Raw genomic sequence first — 16,791 nt, 5'->3', positions numbered from 1 at the left:
GCTTTTTTATTTCCATGGCCATCAAATACGAAGACCCACTCATCGGCTTGTTCGCTGGCATCGGTCCTGAGTCAGTTGAGTTGCTGCCGGTGCTGGAGCAACTCGCCAGTGAAGTATTGGCAAAAACTTCCAATGTAAAATTCAGCGATTTGCCCTCGTACAAACAGGTGCGGGCGAAGGACCCCGCTTACCAGGGACGCGTGGTGCTGGCCGTGGCCACGGCCATGCAGGAATGCGTCCGGCGGAACGACTACCGCATCCGCTACGACTTGGGCGAACTGCTCACAGGTCTGATGCGCGGCACCGTTAGCTTAAGCGAGGACAAATACTTGCAGTTGTTCCGCCTCTACGGGCTGAATTTTGAGGCGCCTAACCCCGAAGCCCTGCGGATGGCTTTCTGGGGTTACCCCATTGGCCTTACCCTGACTCAACTGGCCAAGCTGGCTCAGAAAAATGGCCTTGGCGATGCTATGCGGGCTTTTTTAGAACAACTGCTGGCCCACACCGCCACCGGCAGCAACGATACAGCGAAGGTGCGCGCCAAGGTTCAGGAAATCCTGAATCAGGGAGCCGGGTCCGACGCACTGCCCAGCGTGGCATTTGCCGACGGCGACCCTTTTGGTGTAATAATGAATCAGTTCGTGGCCGGCCTCGACAAAGAAGCTGCCAACACACCAGCCTGGCTAGACTTGCTTCAGCTGTGGCAAAAGGCCAGCACCGGCCAGCCCACCGCCAAGCTTCGGAAAGCATTGGATACGGCCGCAGCCGCCGTGGGCACCGAAACCCTGCGGCAGCACAGCCGCGAGTGGCTGCGGATGCTGACCGCCATGCCCGTGGTGGAAGAGGAAAAAATACACGAATACGACAATGGTACCATCTATCGCTACACCACTCACACTTACCTGCTTGAGGCGAATCAAATGGTTGCCAAAGGCCTCATCTGGACGGTTCAGTCCCTAGCTGATGCTACCGTTCTGCACTTGTTGACCAACTTGGCGGTGAAAAGCTACCGCAAAATTCCCGGCAAAGGGCCATTGGCGGTGGGTCTGGGTAATGCCTGCCTGCTGGTGCTCTCCCAAAGCGGCTTGCCGGGCGTGTCCGCGCTGGCGGGGGTGCGCACTAAAATCAAGCAGACCAACACGCAGGAGCTCATTGCCCGCTATATTGATAAGGTCTCGCGGGAGCTAGGGGTGAGCGCCGATGAGATTGAGGACATGGCCATGCCCAATTTTGACCTGCAAGCCGGCCGCCGCGAGGAAAATTTCGGCGACTACACGGCCACCCTGATTCTAGCCGACGGCAAAGCCGAGGTGCAGTGGGAAAATACCGGCAAATACTTGAAAAGCGCGCCCGCCGCCCTCAAGGCCACGCATGACCTGGAGCTTAAAGCACTAAAAGTCAATCAAACACAGACCCAGCAAACCTACACCGCCCTGCGCGACCGCCTCGACCGCAGCTTCGTGAATGGCCGCCGGATTCCGTGGCCCTGGTTCGAGCAATACTATTTCCAGCACGGCCTGATGAGTGAGTTGGCGCGGAAGCTCATTTGGCGCCTGCACCGTCCCGATGGCTCGTTTCAGGATGTGCTCTGGCAACATGAACAATGGCAGGATGCGCAGGGTCAACCCCGACCTACTCCCACCGCCGATACTCAATTGCAGCTGTGGCACCCGGTGCTGTCTCCCGCGAGCGAGGTATTGGCCTGGCGCGCGCTGCTGGAAAAAGCGCAGCTACGTCAGCCGCTCAAGCAGGCTTTCCGCGAAGTGTACTTGCTCACGCCGCCCGAGGAACGCACCCACACCTACTCCAACCGCATGGCGGCACACATTCTCAAGCAGCACCAGTTCAACTCCCTGGCCAAGCTGCGCGGTTGGAAATATAGCCTGATGGGAGCGTATGATAAAGGCTACGAATCGGACTTGGCCGCCCTCGCATTGCCCACCTACCAACTGCAGGCCGAGTTCTGGGTGAGCGAAGTGTACGCCGACGGCGCCTGGAACGACACGGGCATTTATAACTACGTGAGCACCGACCAGGTGCGCTTCACGCGGGGCGGCGAAGCCGTCCCGCTGCCCGAAATCCCGCCGCTGGTATTTTCCGAAGTGATGCGCGACGTAGACCTGTTCGTAGGCGTGGCCAGCGTGGCCAACGACCCTAACTGGCGCGACAACGGCGGCCTCACCCAATACCACAACTACTGGGAAAGCTACAGCTTTGGCGAGTTGGGCGAAGTAGCCAAGAACCGCAAACTGGCCCTCGAACGCCTCGTACCCCGCCTGAAAATCGGTAAAGTCAGTGAAGTCAAGGACAAGTTTCTGGTAGTACGCGGGAAGGTCCGCACCTACAAAATCCACCTGGGCTCGGGCAACATCCTCATGGAGCCTAACGACCAGTACCTCTGCATCGTACCCGACCGGTCGGCCAAAGCAGTAGGCGCTCCCGGCGTGTTCCTGCCCTTCGAGGGTGACGCCGTACTATCCATCATTCTCAGCAAAGCTCTCCTGCTGATGGACGACGACAAGATTACCGACGAGACTATCCTGCGCCAGATTAGGTAACCGAACCAGTACTTGCCACTGCTACCGTACCAACTATTCATGCTCCAGCTTTCAGATTTACAAACTGCCGTTGAAACTGCCGGTCTGGCCGAGTTCTGGCCCCGACTGGCGGCGCACTGCCGCCCCAGCATCCGCCTGCTGCCACGGGCCAGTGAGTTGGCTGAGCCACTTGCAATGGGCCGGTCCCGCCTAGGCGGCCGGCCGGACCTGCCCGCGCAAGCCATCTGGCCCACCTGGGAAGGCCGGAGTCTGAGCTTCCTGGCCCAAATCAAACTGGCCGATCTGGCTCCATACGAAGCCGCGACCGTGCTGCCTGGCACCGGCCTACTCTCGTTTTTCTACGATGCCCTACAGCAGCCTTGGGGCTACGACCCGGCCCAGCGAGGTCAGGCCGTGGTGCTGTTTCACGAAGCTACGGCGCTACTTTCGCCGCGCCCACTACCCGCTGACCTGACGGCGGAGGAGTACACGGCTTTCCCCGCCGCGGCGGTAGCCTTTGCCGCCGAAATGACACTGCCCAACCCCTGGGAAGAGGAAATAGGCATTGCCGCAGACGAACTCAGCGAAGACCAGCGGCAGGCCTACGGTCGCTTGCTACTATTCCAGCATGGCGACGGCACGAGTCGCCTGCTCGGTAACCCCGACGCCCTCCAGGGGCCGATGCGGGAAGAATGCGCCCTGGTAACCCGAGGCATCAACACGGGCAGCACGGAAGCCCGGCAGCAGACGCTGCAAGCTCAGAGCCTCACCCCTGACCAAGCCGCCGAAATAGCCCAGCAAACGGCCAGCGAGTGGCAGCTTCTGCTGCAGCTCGATAGCCACGAAGAAGAAGCCCAAATGATGTGGGGCGACATGGGCAGGCTGTATTTCTGGATTAACCGTGCCGATTTGGCCAAGCATGATTTTAGTCGGGTGTGGCAAATTTTGCAATGTTATTGATAATTAACTCGGCCTGGATTATTTGCAGTAGCTTATCCGCATACGCGGCTTGGTGCTGAACCAGCCTCTAACCCTTAGTGCCGTCGGCGCACTCGCGCGATTCCAGAATCTGTACTCCATACCCTTGCCGCACTAGCTGGATAGCATCGCTCAAGCTACCCACACCAGCCCCAATAATAATGATTGTGGTGGCGGAAGGTGGCGGCAAATGAGAAACTGAATGCACAGCCGGCCAGTCTAATCGGGTGATGCAGTGGCAAACATAGCAACCAACGGAACCGGAACCCACCGGTCGCAATTGGCTAGCCCGCGGCGCGACGGATGATTGAGATTCTATTCTTATTTTCACCGAAAATATCCCCTATGAAGTTTTCTCTCCCCGCCATTTTCTTGCGTTTCGCGCTTCTGGCTGCCGTCGGCACCACGGGCTTACTGTCCACTTCCTGCACGAAAGATGCCCCCGAAGTCGTGGATTATAGTGAGCGGGACCAGGGCATCATCACGCAATACCTGTATGGTAAAGGCATTACCACGGCGCAAAAGCAGCCTTCTGGCCTCCATTTTCTGCCTGTGGTCACCAACCCCAATGCCAAGAAAATCACCGTCGGCAGTACGGTTTCGGTACTCTACACCGCGCATTTGCTCGATGCTGCTGGCACGGTGTTCGATGCCTCTTCGCGTCGCAACAATGTCCCCATCACTTTTGTAGTGGGTGCGGGAAGGTTAATCCCTGGCTTTGAGGAAGGTATTTCCCTGATGCACATCGGCGACAAGGCCGAGTTGCTGCTACCCTCTGCCCTGGCCTATGGCAACTCGACGGCGAACGGTGCCATTCCGGCTAATTCGCCGCTACGCTTTGAGGTGGAAGTGGTAGACTACACCGTAGTAGATGATAACCTCATCCAGAAGTACATCGCCGACAGCACCATTACTGGCGCGCAAAAGAAGAGTTCGGGCCTGTATTACGTACCGGTTGTGACTAATACCGCTGGTGTGCAGGCCACCACCGGCAAAACAGTGGACGTGCGCTACACCGGCAAGTTCATGGATGGGCGCGTGTTCGATAAGTCCACGACTGCTCCCTTTACTTTTGTGTTGGGGACCGGCAAAGTCATTCCGGGCTGGGACGAAGGCATCGCCCTCATGCGCAAAGGTGAGAAAGCCAAGCTCCTGATTCCTTCGGCCTTGGCTTACGGACCTAATGGTGCCGGCGCAGCCATTCCGCCTAATACCGTGATTCGTTTCGACGTAGAATTAGTGGACGTGCGCTAAGTCGCTGCTTCTTCGGGCAAATCCTTATGCTCGCTCACCGACAGTCGGCAGTTTAAGCTCGATAGGCAAGCGCCCGGAGCTTAACTGCCGACTGTTTTGCATTCAAACTGACTCTACATAACTACCTCCTACCCGCGCCAGCAGCGCCGCGTGGTGCGGCGCCCGGCTCAGAATATCTTCATTGCCAAGCAGAATCAGCTGCTGACGGGCGCGAGTGAGCGCCACGTTCAGCTTGCGGTCGACCTGGCCGGTTTCGTCGGGCGAAACCATCAGTTCCAGCTGGTGCTCGTGGTGGCAGCAGAAACTCACAATGATGACCTCGCGCTGGCTGCCCTGGTAGCGCTCTACGGTATCGACGCTAATCTGGGCCAGAGTGGGCAGGTTCATTTCAAGGGCCAGTTGGGCCAGACGGGCGCGGATGCGGGCGGCCTGGTTGCGGTAGCTGGCGATGATGCCAAGCGTGGTTTCAGCGTTGAAATCAGGGCCATAGCCCTGGGCCACGTAGGCGGCGGCCCGGGCAGCCAACTCGGCTTCCTGCGCCGATTCCTTCATGGACAAATCTTCGGGTTGACGCCGCGTAGGCACAAAAACTACCCGTTGGGTGCGCAAGGCCACGGTGAAGTCGTCGGCAGGCGGTGGCGCTGGCCAGGCGGCACGGTCGAGGGGCACGGCCTGCCACGGCTGGGGGCAACGGAGCTGGCTTTCGTAGAAATCCTGGTTGACGAGGGCCGCCAGTTCCTGGTGCATGCGGTACTGGTCGGCGAGGGTGCCGTGGGCATGGGGCCACCGCGCCTCGGCACGGCGGAAGAGGCGCTCGAAGTAAGAATTGCGCAGGTTAGTCAGGCCCAGCTCATCACGCAATAGCTCCGCGCATTCAGGGGCCACGGCGCTGGTTTCAGGTTCCTGAGCCACCACGGCGGGCAGCTGGCGATGGTCGCCGATGAGAATAAACTTCTTCACTTTGGCCAGTAGCGCCAGCATGGGCGACTCCAGCACCTGGCTGGCTTCGTCGACCACGGCCAAATCGAACTGCTTGAGCATGAACAGCTCCGGCTTACCCAGCAGGCTGGCCACCGTGCCCACGTAGAACGGGCAAGTGGTGAGCCGGCCGCGCACCATCTGGCGGCTGGTACAGTCGCGCAGCATGTTATCGAGCAAATATGGCCGGTAAACTGGCGCCGTACCCAGCCGCGACCCCACCCGAATGAACGGCAAGCCCGCCTCCACCAGTTGCTCACAGATTTCATCAACGGCGCGGTTGGTGTAAGCGGCCAGCAGCACCTGCTTGTCCTGCTGATACAGATTAACGGCCAGTTCGCGCAGCACGGCGCGGGTCTTGCCCGTGCCGGGTGGGCCGCAGAGCACGAACCAATCGGGCACGGCCAGAGCGCGGGCCACTACTGCTGTGGCGCTGGTAGCGGGCGGGGCGTCGGGGCTCCAGCCTTCGGGCTCGCGGGGACCGGTGCGGGCCAGCAGGCGCTTGCGGCGGTCCGGAGGCAGACTCAGGAAGGCCGACAAGCCGGCCCACTCCCGCCGGAAAGTATCGTAGGTATCGGGCTCCAGGGCCCAGTGCGAATGGCCCTGCAAATAGCGCGGGGCCATGCGACGGTTGCGCACGCTCAGCACCACCTGGCCGTCGGCGCCGAGGTCTTCAGCCAACACTACTTTCACCACCTGCGCGTCCAGGACGGTGAGCCGATGGGAGGTTCCGGCCTCAGTTTCTGCGCGAGCGGCGGCTTCGGCTTCCCTTGCGTTGCGACGGCGCGGGTAGAGAATGAGCGTGTCGCCAGCCCGGAAGTTGACTTCGCGGCCACCTTCGGGACGCTGGAAAATGAGGTGCGGCCCCAGGCCGTCGCGGGCGCCGTCGGCGGCGTTGCTGTGGTCTTCGACCAGCACCAGGTCATCGAGCAGACTGAAATTCTGGTGCTTGCGGGCCTGGGGCAGCAGCCAGAGGCCCGCTTGGCCGCCCGCATCGCCCGGGCGAGCTTCGTCGCCGAGCAGGGTCAGGCGCATTTCGCGGGCGGTGAAGCGAGCCAATTCCAGGCAGTAGGCGCGCTCCACGGGGTCGGCGGCGGCCCAGGCATTAGCTACTTTTTCGGCTTTGGCTTTGCCGAAGGGCGGCAGCGCCGTTAGGTTGGGGTGTAGTACCGGAGCCAGCAGCCGGGCGGTTTGGCGCGGGCCGGTGGCGCGGGCCAGCTGCAACTCGATACCTACCAACTCGTTGCGGGCCATCAGCAGGCGGTCAATCAGTTCCTGGTCCTGGTCGACGCGACGCACCGCGGCCTGGCCCACGGCCGCGTTCGAGTACAGGATGCTGGTGCGGCCCCGGCCGGCCGTTTCGCCATCAGCCCCAAACACTGATTCGAGCAGCAGGCGGTAGAGCTGGGCCTGGGCGGCGTGGTTGCTCCAGGGCTCGGCGTGGGGCACTTTGGTCGAACTTTTCAATTCCACCAAGTCGTAGCCGGTGTTGCTTTCGTGCAGCAAGTCGAGCCGCCCTTGCAGGCCGTAGGTAGCCGATAAGAACGTGGGTTCCAGGAAGCAGTCGGCCAGGCGCAGGGGATCCTGCTGGTAGCCGGTGCGGCTCTGAGCCACGAAGCCCTGCACGCGGGTTTCGCGCAGCGTCCGGTGGTGCCGACGCAGGTCGTTGAGCAGCTCCGGCACGCCGGTACGAGTCTGGAACTCGGGCAAGGTGCTCAGGGGCAGCGGTGCGGTGCGAAACAGACGCTTGCGCAGGAAGTCTTCGAGGTTGAATTCGGTGGTGGCTGGCGGTTCGTTGTCAGTTGTCAGCTCTTGAAGGCTGAGCGTGGGAGCATCGTCACCAATTTCTAACTGGCCAGACGCTACCACCCCGTTCAGCTGCCCGGCCAGCTCACCGACCTTATTATCCCGACTAGCAACTGACAGCGAGCCATTCATCAGTGCTTCGGCTTGTCGGGCTGCGTGGCTCACCTCCTCGTCCAGCAGCAGGTTTACGAGGTTGCCGACTACCAGTGGGCGCGAGGTCTCGTCGGGCAAAAACGCGTTTAGCAGCGCCCATTCGGGGATGGTGGCGGTGGCCTGGGCGCATTCGGCCACGGTGGTCACGCTCACCAAATAATCGGGTTCGAGCACCACGCGGCGGGCGCGCACCCGGCCATCAGCCAAGCTCACCGGGCCCATGAGGTGCAGCGTGGGGTGCAGAGCGGCAGCCAGTGGGAGCAACTTTTCATAAGCCGCTGACAGCACCAGCCGGAACGGGCCGCTGGGCCGCCCATCGGCTGGCGTGGTCATTTCCACGGTCAATTCACCGGCGGACTCGTCAACATTCAGCACGTTCACCCGCCAGGCGATGCGGGAATTACCCGCCTCCGGCACAAAAGTCTGCGGCGTGAGGTCGGTAGCGTCCGCAACGGTTTCTTCGGCCCTAGGTTCGGCCACTGGCAGCGCGGGACCTTGGTAGGCAACACCAGTAAGGTGCAGCACCAGCGCTGCCACGGCCACGAAGCCGCTCGCCACTTCGGCGGAGGTACCGGCGTAGCTTTCGTGCACCACCAGGTTGGCCGCGAGGCGCAGGGCTTGCAGCTGGCTACGGAGCGCCGGGGGCAGGTCTTGGGCATAGGCCACCAGCCCAATCGCTTGGCTGAGGTTGACGAACGGCGCTTCTTGGCGCTTGCACTCGTCGCGCAGCACAGTTTCGAGCAGCTTACGCAGCTGGGGCAGTTGGTCGGCAGGCGCGGCGGCAAAATCGGTGGCCAGAGCGGCAAGGCGAGCGTAGTAGCGAGTCGGCATCAGCGGTAGAAAATTCAACGGCAGCACCTATAAAAGTAGTGGATTCAGGGCCACTTTGGTACTTGGTGCTAGCGGGCGGCGGAGAAGCCGACAGGTGCCAGCAGCTTGCCGCCCCGATACATGTTGATGTAGAGCGTGACTGGTTTGTCTTTGCCGGCCCACTTCACGGCATACACGTCGAGCATACCCGTGTTATCCACCGCGCCGCGCCGGGTTTTGAAAGCGCAGCAGCTGGCCTGACGCTCGTAGGTAATGGCTTGGCCTTGGGGACCTTTGAGGGCATTGAGGTAGCGGAGCTGATTGCGGAGCCCAGCTGAGCGGCCGCCTCCCACCCGCACCGGGTTCTTCTCGGAATAGCCATAAGTTTCGTCGGTACTTACTTCACGCACTACAAACGGCAACACAGCGGTGCTAGCAGTTTCATTGGCGCCCGGCATTGTAGTTGTGCCATATAAAGTTGGAACTTTGCGGCTGCTGCCGCATCCGGCCGTTAGCAGCCCAACGACTCCGTACAGGAGCCACGTATTGTTTATCATGACCAGTAAGTTGATGATTGCTCCCTCTTCACATTCCATTCAATCGAAGCCACAAATAACGCAGTTGCGCACCAAAAGCCGTTTTCTGCTCCCCCTGGCCCTGGTTGGAACCTTGAGCACTGCCGCATTTTTACCGGCTGTCGGCCAAGCCGACTCGGTAGCCGCCGACAGCCCTCTGCCGCGCTTGTTGCGCGAGCGCGCCGTGCTCACTCGCCGCTACGCCACCGCCAGTGCCCAGCGCAACAGTCTGTTCGGTAACAAGCCCTCCAAAAAAGACCTCCAGGAAGTGGTGGACGCCCTCCAGGGCATCGTCGACAAGGACCAGCAAATCGTGGACGTGCTTAACAAAACCGCCCAGCAGGCCCAAACCACGTCGGTGCGCCTGGCTGCTGCCACCACTCACCTCGAAAGTACCGGCCGCGACGACCGCAACCTTACTGCCCAGCGCCTGTCGGAATTACAGAACGAGATTGAAAACCTGCACCAGCGCGAGAAACAGCAGCGCGCCCGTCAGCGCGACCTCGAAGCCGAAGTAGCCGAAGCCAAGCACGGCCACTTCGTCCGCGATGCCTTGATTACCGTCCTTTCTGTGGTTACGCTGGGCTTGGTGGTAGCGCTGCGGCGACGGAAGTAGCAGTACTTTCACGGTATGTCTTCCGCTACTTTTCCTTTTCAGGTGGCATTGCTGCCAGCTCCTTCTCCTGCCGGGTATCCGTTGGCCATTTTCGCCGATGTAGGCGGGCTGGAGGAATACTACGTCCTCTTCCAGAACTACGGCTTCGGCGGCACGGCCGATTCCTGGGTCGAGCACCTTCAAACCATTATCGAAGAACACCAGCCCGAGTTGCTCGATGAGTTGGAGTTCGTGGAAGGTGGCCACACGTTTGTAGCTTATGCTGCCAGCCAACCCATCGCCGACCAGTTCCTGGACTGCGTCCTGCCATTTTTCGGCACCTTGCCCCGCCTCCAGAAGTACCTCAGCCAAGCCGACCCAGAGGACTTTTTCGCATGAAATACGGGGTGTAGTAGATAGAACGGGTGACGGCTGCCTAGCTTCAATCAAACCGCTTACCACTCCCACCCTATTTTCCCGCCGTGAATACGCCTTATCCGCTCCCACCAGCTAATGCCACGCCCATCCAGATGCAAGAGTACGAACGCGGCCGCTGGAACCACTTCCTGCTGGACGCCACTTGGCGGCGCACCCGCTTCAACGCTCAGCCGAATGCGCTGCTGGTGGAAACCGTGCGCAACCACCCGGCCGGCATGGCGCTGGACGTGAACATGGGCGAAGGTCGCAATGCCCTGTACCTGGCCCAACAAGGCTGGCAGGTCACGGGCGTGGACTATGCCGACCAGGCACTAGCGTTTGCCCAGGACCAAGCTCGGCAACTCGGCATCGCCCTCACCACTGTCGAGCACGACGTAGCTACCTACGATTGGGGCACCAACTGCTGGGACCTGATTGTGCTGTGCTACGCCGACGAAAGCGCCCACGTGGCACAGGTGCAAGCGGGCCTCAAGCCCAGTGGCTTGGTCGTATTCGAAAACTTTCACACCGACGTCAACCACGCGCGCGGGAACAAGCCTGGTCAGGAAGTAGGCTTCGCAACCGATGAGCTGAAGAACCTTTACGCCGCGGCCAACTTCCAAATCCTGCATTATGAAGAGCCCATCGGCATCGCCGACTTCTCGCGGGAAACCCAGCGCCTGGTGAAATTAGTGGCCCGAAAGCGCTGAACAAGCTGCTTTTTTATCACAAGAACAATACACAGAAGTATTGTTGCAGCTCAGCGTTGAAGGATGGCCGAACAATGCCTGATGCAGGGCGCTAAGCCAGTTCGATGGTTCTGTAGGTTATTTTTTCGCACCTAGCTTTCTGCCGTGGCCAAACCTCTCTAACATTGTGGCGCGCAGCGGTGGGTGCGGCCGATGGGCTGGTCAGCCAGAAATAGAATTAATCTGATTAGCAACCAACCGGCCTCGTAGCTGATAGCCCTGGGACCGCCGTTCAACACGGGCAGCTCCGGGGTTGAATGGGCACTACCGCACTTGGTGGAGGCGCTGAGCACAGAAATCGGTGATACCACCCAACTACGTGCTCTACTGCCCAGCCTGCGCGATACGGCGGTGAAACGACTGCGGATAATCCGGCTGAATAATGAGGCAAAAAAGCCCACTTAATCCAGTACCAAGCCGCTGCCAACCGCCTATATTGCCACTTTTCACCCTAACTACATAAGCTACCATCTATGCAAAACCCAGTCGAAGCCATTGAGCAAAAATATGCCTTCGGGCTGCCCGAAATCTATAAGCAGCTTTACCGTGATGGCATGCTGGATTGGTTTCTAGACGGCGGGTACCCAAACCGCAAATGGCACACGCATATTTTTCCCCGCCTGCGGCAAAAGCCCCCCATCCTCCTCTTCGCGCGTGATTTTGAGTTGTACGCCCCCGAAACCGTCCCAACCCTGTCGCTGGGTGAAGGCTGGGACCCCGCCTACCAATTTGTCCCCTTGGGACACACCGGCTCGGGCGACCTCTACGCCTTCTGCCCCACCCTGGCTACCGATGGCAAAGCACCCATCACCCTCTCGCTCCACGACGATAACGAAACCACCGTGCTGGCACCCACACTGGAAGCCTTCATTTTTCGGGAAATGCTAAACCGCGCCACTTCATTCGACGAATACGACCTGGCTCAATACACCGATTTTGAGTCTTTACGCGAAGATTTGCAACGGGCGGCGCAGTCCATCAGCCCGTATCTGCGGCCCGAATGGAACACCCTGCTAGCCGAGGTCTACGACCGGCCACTGCGGCAGGAAACCGTGGTACTCCCCCGTCGGCAGTACACCATCGAAACGCTGCTGCCGCCCTCAGAATTTGCCCAAATCATTCAGCAGGAAATACCCTTCGACCGGCTAAACGCAACTTTCCCGCACTTCACTGAATGACCATTACGCCCCACCCCGACTGGGCCACCGTGTGGGCAGATGAGCAGTGGCAGGGCTTTTTCTACCCGCTGTGCCGGGTGAGCGGAGTCCCAGGGCTGCCGACAGAGCTGGCGCTGCTGGTGCTCTCCACCAACGGCCTGTGGTACGACGAAGCCTTCGCCACGGCCGAGGCCTCCGCACATTTCACGGTCTTTCGGGGTCGGGGCGGGCAGGTGGCGTTTGATGGCGACCGCCGACTATTCAAAGGATACGCGGTGGTGGCGGAGTTTCGGGCCCGGTTGGCTGCCGACTGGGCCCGAAACCAGGCGCAGTACCTGGCCGCTACTACCCCGGAGCAACTGTTCGCCGTCGACCAATTGCCCCCGCTGGCCACCCCGGCGGGCTTCGATGCAGTCTATTTTCTCGAAACCTTCCGCAGCTTTTGCTACGTGCGGGAGCAGTACCGACGCACCGGCCGGTTTCGAAGCATCAACGCCTGGCTGCGGGGCTGGCACGAAGAGCCCGGCGCGTTCTTTGTGCCCGCAACCCACGCCGATTTCCGTGACGCCGATGCCGAGGCTCGGGCCAACCAAGCTTACCTCTTTCCGACTCTCGACCTAGCTGTGCTACACCCTGTGGGACTGGTACCGGCCGCGCCCTATTTCCCTGACGGCAATACCATGCTGCTTTATTTTGACCCAGTTGGCCAGCGGCTGGTATGCGTGCACCACTACGGCTAGAGCTGTATGAGTAGTAGCATAATCCATGCTGCTACAAACATCTATACTAAAGCCTGTCTACTCATCATGAATTTTGCCGACTTACTCGACCGCCTTGATACCTTGCTGCAACAGCTGCGCCCTGACTATTACGCCACCTTGAACCCACCTGCCCCGGTCGCCGAAATAGTGGCCCTGGAAGCTGAGTTTGGGCTGGTGTTGCCGCCGGAACTCCAGCTTTGGTTTGGCTGGCGCAACGGGCAGCAGGGCTTCGACAACTTTTTTCAGAACAACGGCCTTCAGTCGGTAAGCAGCGCGGCGGCAACCATGCGGGTGAATTGCAAGATGCTGGCGGCCGAGGAGTTCGTGCCCAACTGGTGGGGGCCGGCTTGGGTGCCTTTCCTAGAAAATGGTGGGGGCGACCACATTTGCCTCGATTTAGAAGGTAGCTTCACCGGACGGCCCGGCCAAGTCCTCCAACACTGGCACGACTGGGAGCCGCGCTCCGTGTTATTCCCGGACCTTACCAGTTGGCTCACGGCCGTGGTGCACACCTACGAGCAAGCCGGCACCGCCGCCCCGCTCTCCGAAGATGATGTTGTGAATTTCAAACCCGAATATCCTGCTGGTTTTCCGCAGGAATTTGAGGCGGGATAATTATATAATTCGACCATCGGGGCACTATCTTTTTTCTATTGACGATGACGAAGCTGATCAAAGCCATTGCACTGCCAACTGGCCAGGTAATGAGTCGAATGGAAGATGGTAACTCCTGAAACGAGGAAGGCTTTTTTTCTACCTTAACGCTGCGCTATTCACGCGAAAACAACTCTGCTTAGCACGCACTTGCCACTGCTGCCAGCGGTCAATTATTGAGTTTCGTTTGCTGCATTACTTCTCCACTTTCTTTACCGCTTCCTCATGGTCAACGACTCCCTTAACCGCGTTGCGCGCTGGCTGGCGGCGCAGGCGCCCCATATTCTAAGCGAGAGCCTGAACCCCGGCGCCACCGAAGAACAAATAACCACCTTAGAAACGGCAGTCGGTCAGCCGCTGCCCGATGATTACAAAGCCTTATACCGGCGCCACAATGGCCTGAACGAGGACGCCGGAAACTTCGGTAACTTCTTCTACGGCCTGAGTTTTCTGCCTTTGGCAGAAGTTGAGGTCCAGCACAACTACCGGGTACAGACCAGCGAACCAGCCCCGCTGCAAAAAGCCCATTCCTCCCTAAAAGCCGACAATGCGCAACGCCCGCTCTGGCTCTACCTGGGCTTCGATGGCTCCCACGTGTGGCTGTGCGTGGACCTGGACCCTGCGGAGGGCGGCACCTACGGACAGGTTATTCTGCTCGACGAGGAGTGCGAAACCGCCTTTCTGGTTGCCGATTCGGTGGGCGCGCTGCTGGCCGATTTTGCTCGCGACCTGGAGCGGGGCCGCTACTCCCTCGACCCCGACGCGGCAGAAGACGGCAATGATTACCTGGCCCCTGACCCGAGCATTGACCTGGTGAACTGGTTCAACGCCGAGCGCTGGTCGGCAGCTGATAAGCTATGAATTCATCTTCCACGATAACCTGCATCACCGCCAGTCTGGTAACTGTCGCGGTTAGCACTTACGGCAGTTGGCGTAATATAGCGCGACGTTGACCGCGGACGGGAATTGACAGCCAGCCGTAGTCAACCCTAACTCCTGCACTTCCGTGATGATGCCGCCTGAAAAAGAAGTCCATTGGGTGCTGCAACGCAACCTGCTGCCCCCACCAATGCTGGCGGCCTTTCGGCAGGCATTTACGCAACAGGCCATTTCTCACGAGGAAGTGGTATCGATACCATTTTCGCGGGAGCTGCCGATGCTGCAAAAGCCGACGGCCTGCTGCGTATTCTACGGCTCCACTACTCTGGTAATGAATGCCTACCACACCGGCCGGTACGCAGCGGGCGTTTTCTACGACTCATCGGCCTTTACGATGACCAATTATTTGGCGCACTGGCCCGAGCACATGCTGAACCACGACGTTGCCATTCAGACGCTCGGCCGCTTCGTAGCGCAGCCTCTTCCAGCGGACAGCCAGTGGTTTGTGCGACCCAACGACGATACCAAGACCTTTGCCGGCCGGGTCATGAGCTTCGACCAGCTTCGGGAGTGGCACCAGCAGCTGGCGGCCGTAGCCGACGCCGGCGCCGATCTGACGGCTGACTCGCTGCTGCTGTTCAGCTCGCCCAAGGTAATTGACAAGGAGTGGCGCCACTTCATCGTGGGAGGCCAGGTGGTTTCCTCGGCGCGCTACCAGCAGCGGGGCGAGCTATCGGTTTCCGGCGCCGATGTGCCCGCCGACCTGCTGGCCTTCGTGGTCGACTGCTGCGCCGCCTATCAGCCGCACGCGGTTTTCGTGCTTGACACGGCCCTCGCCGATGGCCGGTACTGGGTTATCGAGTGCAATTGCTTTAATGGTACTGGGTTTTATCAGCCGGCGGCAATTGCCGATGTAGTGGCGGCGGTTACCGGGCTGCTCCGACAAAAACTCGCTTAGTTATAAATAGCTCAATCCTATGTCTTTCGATGTTGCCTATTTCGTTGACGAGCTTTCCATCCCCTGGGGCACTTGCCTGTCGGAAGTACCCTGGCTCACACCTGGCAGAGAGTGGCAGCGCGACGATGACGGCGCAAGCAGCCTGCACGGTATGTGCCGGTCGGCATTCGGGCTGGCCACCACCGCCTGCCGCCTATGGGCCCCTGCTTATCACCGGCCGGTGCTGCTGGTGAAGTACGAGTTGGCACCCGCCCCACCGCTCTCAAGCGCCGCCGCAGCGCTGACCCACTGGCTTTCTTCCCTCACCCAGCAGTTGGGCCCGCCCACGGAGCTCGGCACCGGGCTCGGACGCCCCGAGCGGGGAAGCCTACTGCACCGGTCCGTGTGGAAACGGCCCGGACATCATATTTCGGGATGCTGCACCAGCCGCACAGGAAGCGGAGAACTGCCTACCCCGACAGCACGGTGTACAAGCACAACCTCGCCATCCACCCGCTGCCGCATCTGGAAGAGGTGTATGTGCAAGGCATCTTTACGCCGGCCGAAGCCCGCACGCCGGAGAAGAAAGCCGCCATCCGACACTCCGCTATAGTTATCGACGAGGTGCTGGCGGCTGACGTACTAGTCAGATGGACTCCACCACCCCTGCCCGCTGGACACTCGTCCTCGGCAGCGCCGCTGATGCGGCTAACGCCGGGCCCCTGCCACCCGACTACGGACGCATGGACGACGTGCTCACCACCCGGGCGTAGGCTGCTGCGCTATTCCGTTGTCCCGCGGCTTTGCCAAAACTTGAAAGCGCTGCTCAAGCTGCTAAAGGCCAAGTCGCCGCTCCCAAGGCCCAGTACGCGGCCGTGGTGAGTGTATACGCCCAGGCCGTGCTCGGTGTCCCAGTCGCAGCTGAGGGCCAGCCCGATATGCGCCACCCCATCGGTGTGCGTCCGTTTGATGTAGACGTGGTGCAACTCCAGGAGGCCACATAGCTCTTCGGGCGCCCGTAGCGTAAACGGCATACTGTGCCGGTTCGGGTCCTCATCCGAATGGTCATAAATACAAATGATTTCGGACCAGTGCTTTTTAAACTCTGCCAACACTGCGGTTAGTAGTTCGCCTTCGTGCGCGAGCAGCAATTGGTAAGCACGTACTTGCTCCGGACTCGGCAACACTTTCTCGTTTATAAAAGGCGGATAGACGCTTAGCTGAAGGGAGTCGTCGGAGGGAGGAAATTCGAAGCGATGCTGGTCGGCCCGCTTCTCCCGCTTGCGCCGCCGCGCCCTGGTAGCCGCTCGGACTGGTTTCCAGGCCCCAGTTCCTTTATTGAAAGCCTCCCACTCGGGTAGGCTAATTATTCCTTCCCACCGGTATTCGTCCCAATTCAGGCCCGGAATACCTGCTGAATACAGCATAGCGGGTGAATTGTCAGTATTCAAGTCTTCGGGCATGGCGAGCAGGCTTTAAAGGAAAATCTAATGAGATTCAGTCCTAAAAGTAGGACCATGCCCAGCTTTGTAAAAAGCATCCGACCTTCGC

15 protein-coding genes are annotated in these 16,791 nt (G+C 60.0%); 12 read left to right on the top strand and 3 right to left on the bottom strand.

The window, feature by feature from the left end; translation table 11 throughout:
- Positions 1-14 precede the first annotated feature (14 nt).
- From WX88_RS01015 to WX88_RS01005, 3 genes are all read left to right on the top strand, one after another.
- A complete protein-coding gene (locus tag WX88_RS01015) occupies positions 15-2,558 on the top strand; it encodes a DUF7737 domain-containing protein (protein ID WP_052732225.1) in 2,544 nt (847 codons plus the stop codon).
- A 39-nt stretch (positions 2,559-2,597) separates the two neighbouring features.
- Entirely contained in the window at positions 2,598-3,497 is a 900-nt protein-coding gene (locus WX88_RS01010) for a YwqG family protein (protein WP_046242450.1), read from the top strand.
- A 363-nt stretch (positions 3,498-3,860) separates the two neighbouring features.
- Positions 3,861-4,769, top strand: coding sequence for an FKBP-type peptidyl-prolyl cis-trans isomerase (locus WX88_RS01005; protein ID WP_052732224.1), 909 nt, complete (start codon positions 3,861-3,863; stop codon positions 4,767-4,769).
- A gap of 102 nt (positions 4,770-4,871) precedes the next feature.
- Here WX88_RS01005 and WX88_RS01000 read toward each other — a convergent pair whose 3' ends face one another.
- Together WX88_RS01000 and WX88_RS00995 are read right to left on the bottom strand one after the other, a co-directional pair.
- Positions 4,872-8,537 carry an AAA domain-containing protein gene (locus tag WX88_RS01000; protein WP_156175884.1) on the bottom strand — a complete coding sequence of 1,222 codons (3,666 nt, stop codon included), beginning with the start codon at positions 8,535-8,537 and terminating at the stop codon, positions 4,872-4,874.
- A gap of 68 nt (positions 8,538-8,605) precedes the next feature.
- Positions 8,606-9,073: a hypothetical protein gene (locus WX88_RS00995; protein ID WP_156175883.1), complete on the bottom strand. Its 468-nt coding sequence runs from the start codon at positions 9,071-9,073 to the stop codon at positions 8,606-8,608.
- Here WX88_RS00995 and WX88_RS00990 point away from each other — a divergent pair.
- The 9 genes from WX88_RS00990 (at position 9,072) to WX88_RS31705 (ending at position 16,013) form a co-directional block, all read left to right on the top strand.
- On the top strand, positions 9,072-9,707 hold the full coding sequence (locus WX88_RS00990; protein ID WP_156175882.1) for a hypothetical protein: 636 nt from the start codon (positions 9,072-9,074) through the stop codon (positions 9,705-9,707). The genes WX88_RS00995 and WX88_RS00990 overlap by 2 nt on opposite strands.
- A gap of 15 nt (positions 9,708-9,722) precedes the next feature.
- Positions 9,723-10,085 carry a hypothetical protein gene (locus WX88_RS00985; RefSeq protein ID WP_046242446.1) on the top strand — a complete coding sequence of 121 codons (363 nt, stop codon included), beginning with the start codon at positions 9,723-9,725 and terminating at the stop codon, positions 10,083-10,085.
- A gap of 83 nt (positions 10,086-10,168) precedes the next feature.
- On the top strand, positions 10,169-10,813 hold the full coding sequence (locus tag WX88_RS00980) for a class I SAM-dependent methyltransferase (RefSeq protein WP_046242445.1): 645 nt from the start codon (positions 10,169-10,171) through the stop codon (positions 10,811-10,813).
- A 512-nt stretch (positions 10,814-11,325) separates the two neighbouring features.
- The gene (locus tag WX88_RS00975; protein ID WP_046242444.1) at positions 11,326-12,030 is read left to right on the top strand and encodes an SMI1/KNR4 family protein; all 705 of its coding nucleotides are present in this window, start codon (positions 11,326-11,328) and stop codon (positions 12,028-12,030) included.
- Positions 12,027-12,749, top strand: a complete 723-nt coding sequence (locus tag WX88_RS00970) for a hypothetical protein (protein WP_046242443.1) — start codon at positions 12,027-12,029, stop codon at positions 12,747-12,749. Before WX88_RS00975 ends, WX88_RS00970 begins: the two co-directional genes overlap by 4 nt.
- Positions 12,750-12,815: 66 nt before the next feature.
- Positions 12,816-13,385, top strand: a complete 570-nt coding sequence (locus tag WX88_RS00965) for an SMI1/KNR4 family protein (RefSeq protein ID WP_046242442.1) — start codon at positions 12,816-12,818, stop codon at positions 13,383-13,385.
- Between the two features lie 264 nt (positions 13,386-13,649).
- Positions 13,650-14,285, top strand: a complete 636-nt coding sequence (locus WX88_RS00960) for an SMI1/KNR4 family protein (RefSeq protein WP_046242441.1) — start codon at positions 13,650-13,652, stop codon at positions 14,283-14,285.
- A gap of 148 nt (positions 14,286-14,433) precedes the next feature.
- Positions 14,434-15,261, top strand: a complete 828-nt coding sequence (locus WX88_RS00955) for an ATP-grasp domain-containing protein (RefSeq protein WP_046242440.1) — start codon at positions 14,434-14,436, stop codon at positions 15,259-15,261.
- A gap of 629 nt (positions 15,262-15,890) precedes the next feature.
- Positions 15,891-16,013, top strand: coding sequence for a hypothetical protein (locus WX88_RS31705; RefSeq protein WP_262489794.1), 123 nt, complete (start codon positions 15,891-15,893; stop codon positions 16,011-16,013).
- Positions 16,014-16,022: 9 nt separating this feature from the next.
- Here the strand turns inward: WX88_RS31705 and WX88_RS27050 are convergent, their stop codons facing one another.
- On the bottom strand, positions 16,023-16,703 hold the full coding sequence (locus tag WX88_RS27050) for a DUF6985 domain-containing protein (RefSeq protein WP_052732223.1): 681 nt from the start codon (positions 16,701-16,703) through the stop codon (positions 16,023-16,025).
- Positions 16,704-16,791: the final 88 nt, after the last annotated feature.

It is taken from the genome of Hymenobacter terrenus (assembly GCF_000972495.1).
GTDB classification, from domain to species: Bacteria; Bacteroidota; Bacteroidia; order Cytophagales; family Hymenobacteraceae; genus Hymenobacter; species Hymenobacter terrenus.
Note: the sequence above shows the minus strand (reverse complement) of the source record. Positions and strands in the feature narration are given on the sequence as shown.

Coding starts and splice junctions, on each gene's coding strand:
- WX88_RS01015 (WP_052732225.1), top strand. CDS start 15: ATGGCCATCAAATACGAAGACCCACTCATCGGCTTGTTCGCTGGCATC.
- WX88_RS01010 (WP_046242450.1), top strand. CDS start 2,598: ATGCTCCAGCTTTCAGATTTACAAACTGCCGTTGAAACTGCCGGTCTG.
- WX88_RS01005 (WP_052732224.1), top strand. CDS start 3,861: ATGAAGTTTTCTCTCCCCGCCATTTTCTTGCGTTTCGCGCTTCTGGCT.
- WX88_RS01000 (WP_156175884.1), bottom strand. CDS start 8,537: ATGCCGACTCGCTACTACGCTCGCCTTGCCGCTCTGGCCACCGATTTT.
- WX88_RS00990 (WP_156175882.1), top strand. CDS start 9,072: ATGACCAGTAAGTTGATGATTGCTCCCTCTTCACATTCCATTCAATCG.
- WX88_RS00995 (WP_156175883.1), bottom strand. CDS start 9,073: ATGATAAACAATACGTGGCTCCTGTACGGAGTCGTTGGGCTGCTAACG.
- WX88_RS00985 (WP_046242446.1), top strand. CDS start 9,723: ATGTCTTCCGCTACTTTTCCTTTTCAGGTGGCATTGCTGCCAGCTCCT.
- WX88_RS00975 (WP_046242444.1), top strand. CDS start 11,326: ATGCAAAACCCAGTCGAAGCCATTGAGCAAAAATATGCCTTCGGGCTG.
- WX88_RS00970 (WP_046242443.1), top strand. CDS start 12,027: ATGACCATTACGCCCCACCCCGACTGGGCCACCGTGTGGGCAGATGAG.
- WX88_RS00965 (WP_046242442.1), top strand. CDS start 12,816: ATGAATTTTGCCGACTTACTCGACCGCCTTGATACCTTGCTGCAACAG.
- WX88_RS00960 (WP_046242441.1), top strand. CDS start 13,650: ATGGTCAACGACTCCCTTAACCGCGTTGCGCGCTGGCTGGCGGCGCAG.
- WX88_RS00955 (WP_046242440.1), top strand. CDS start 14,434: ATGATGCCGCCTGAAAAAGAAGTCCATTGGGTGCTGCAACGCAACCTG.
- WX88_RS31705 (WP_262489794.1), top strand. CDS start 15,891: ATGGACTCCACCACCCCTGCCCGCTGGACACTCGTCCTCGGCAGCGCC.
- WX88_RS27050 (WP_052732223.1), bottom strand. CDS start 16,703: ATGCCCGAAGACTTGAATACTGACAATTCACCCGCTATGCTGTATTCA.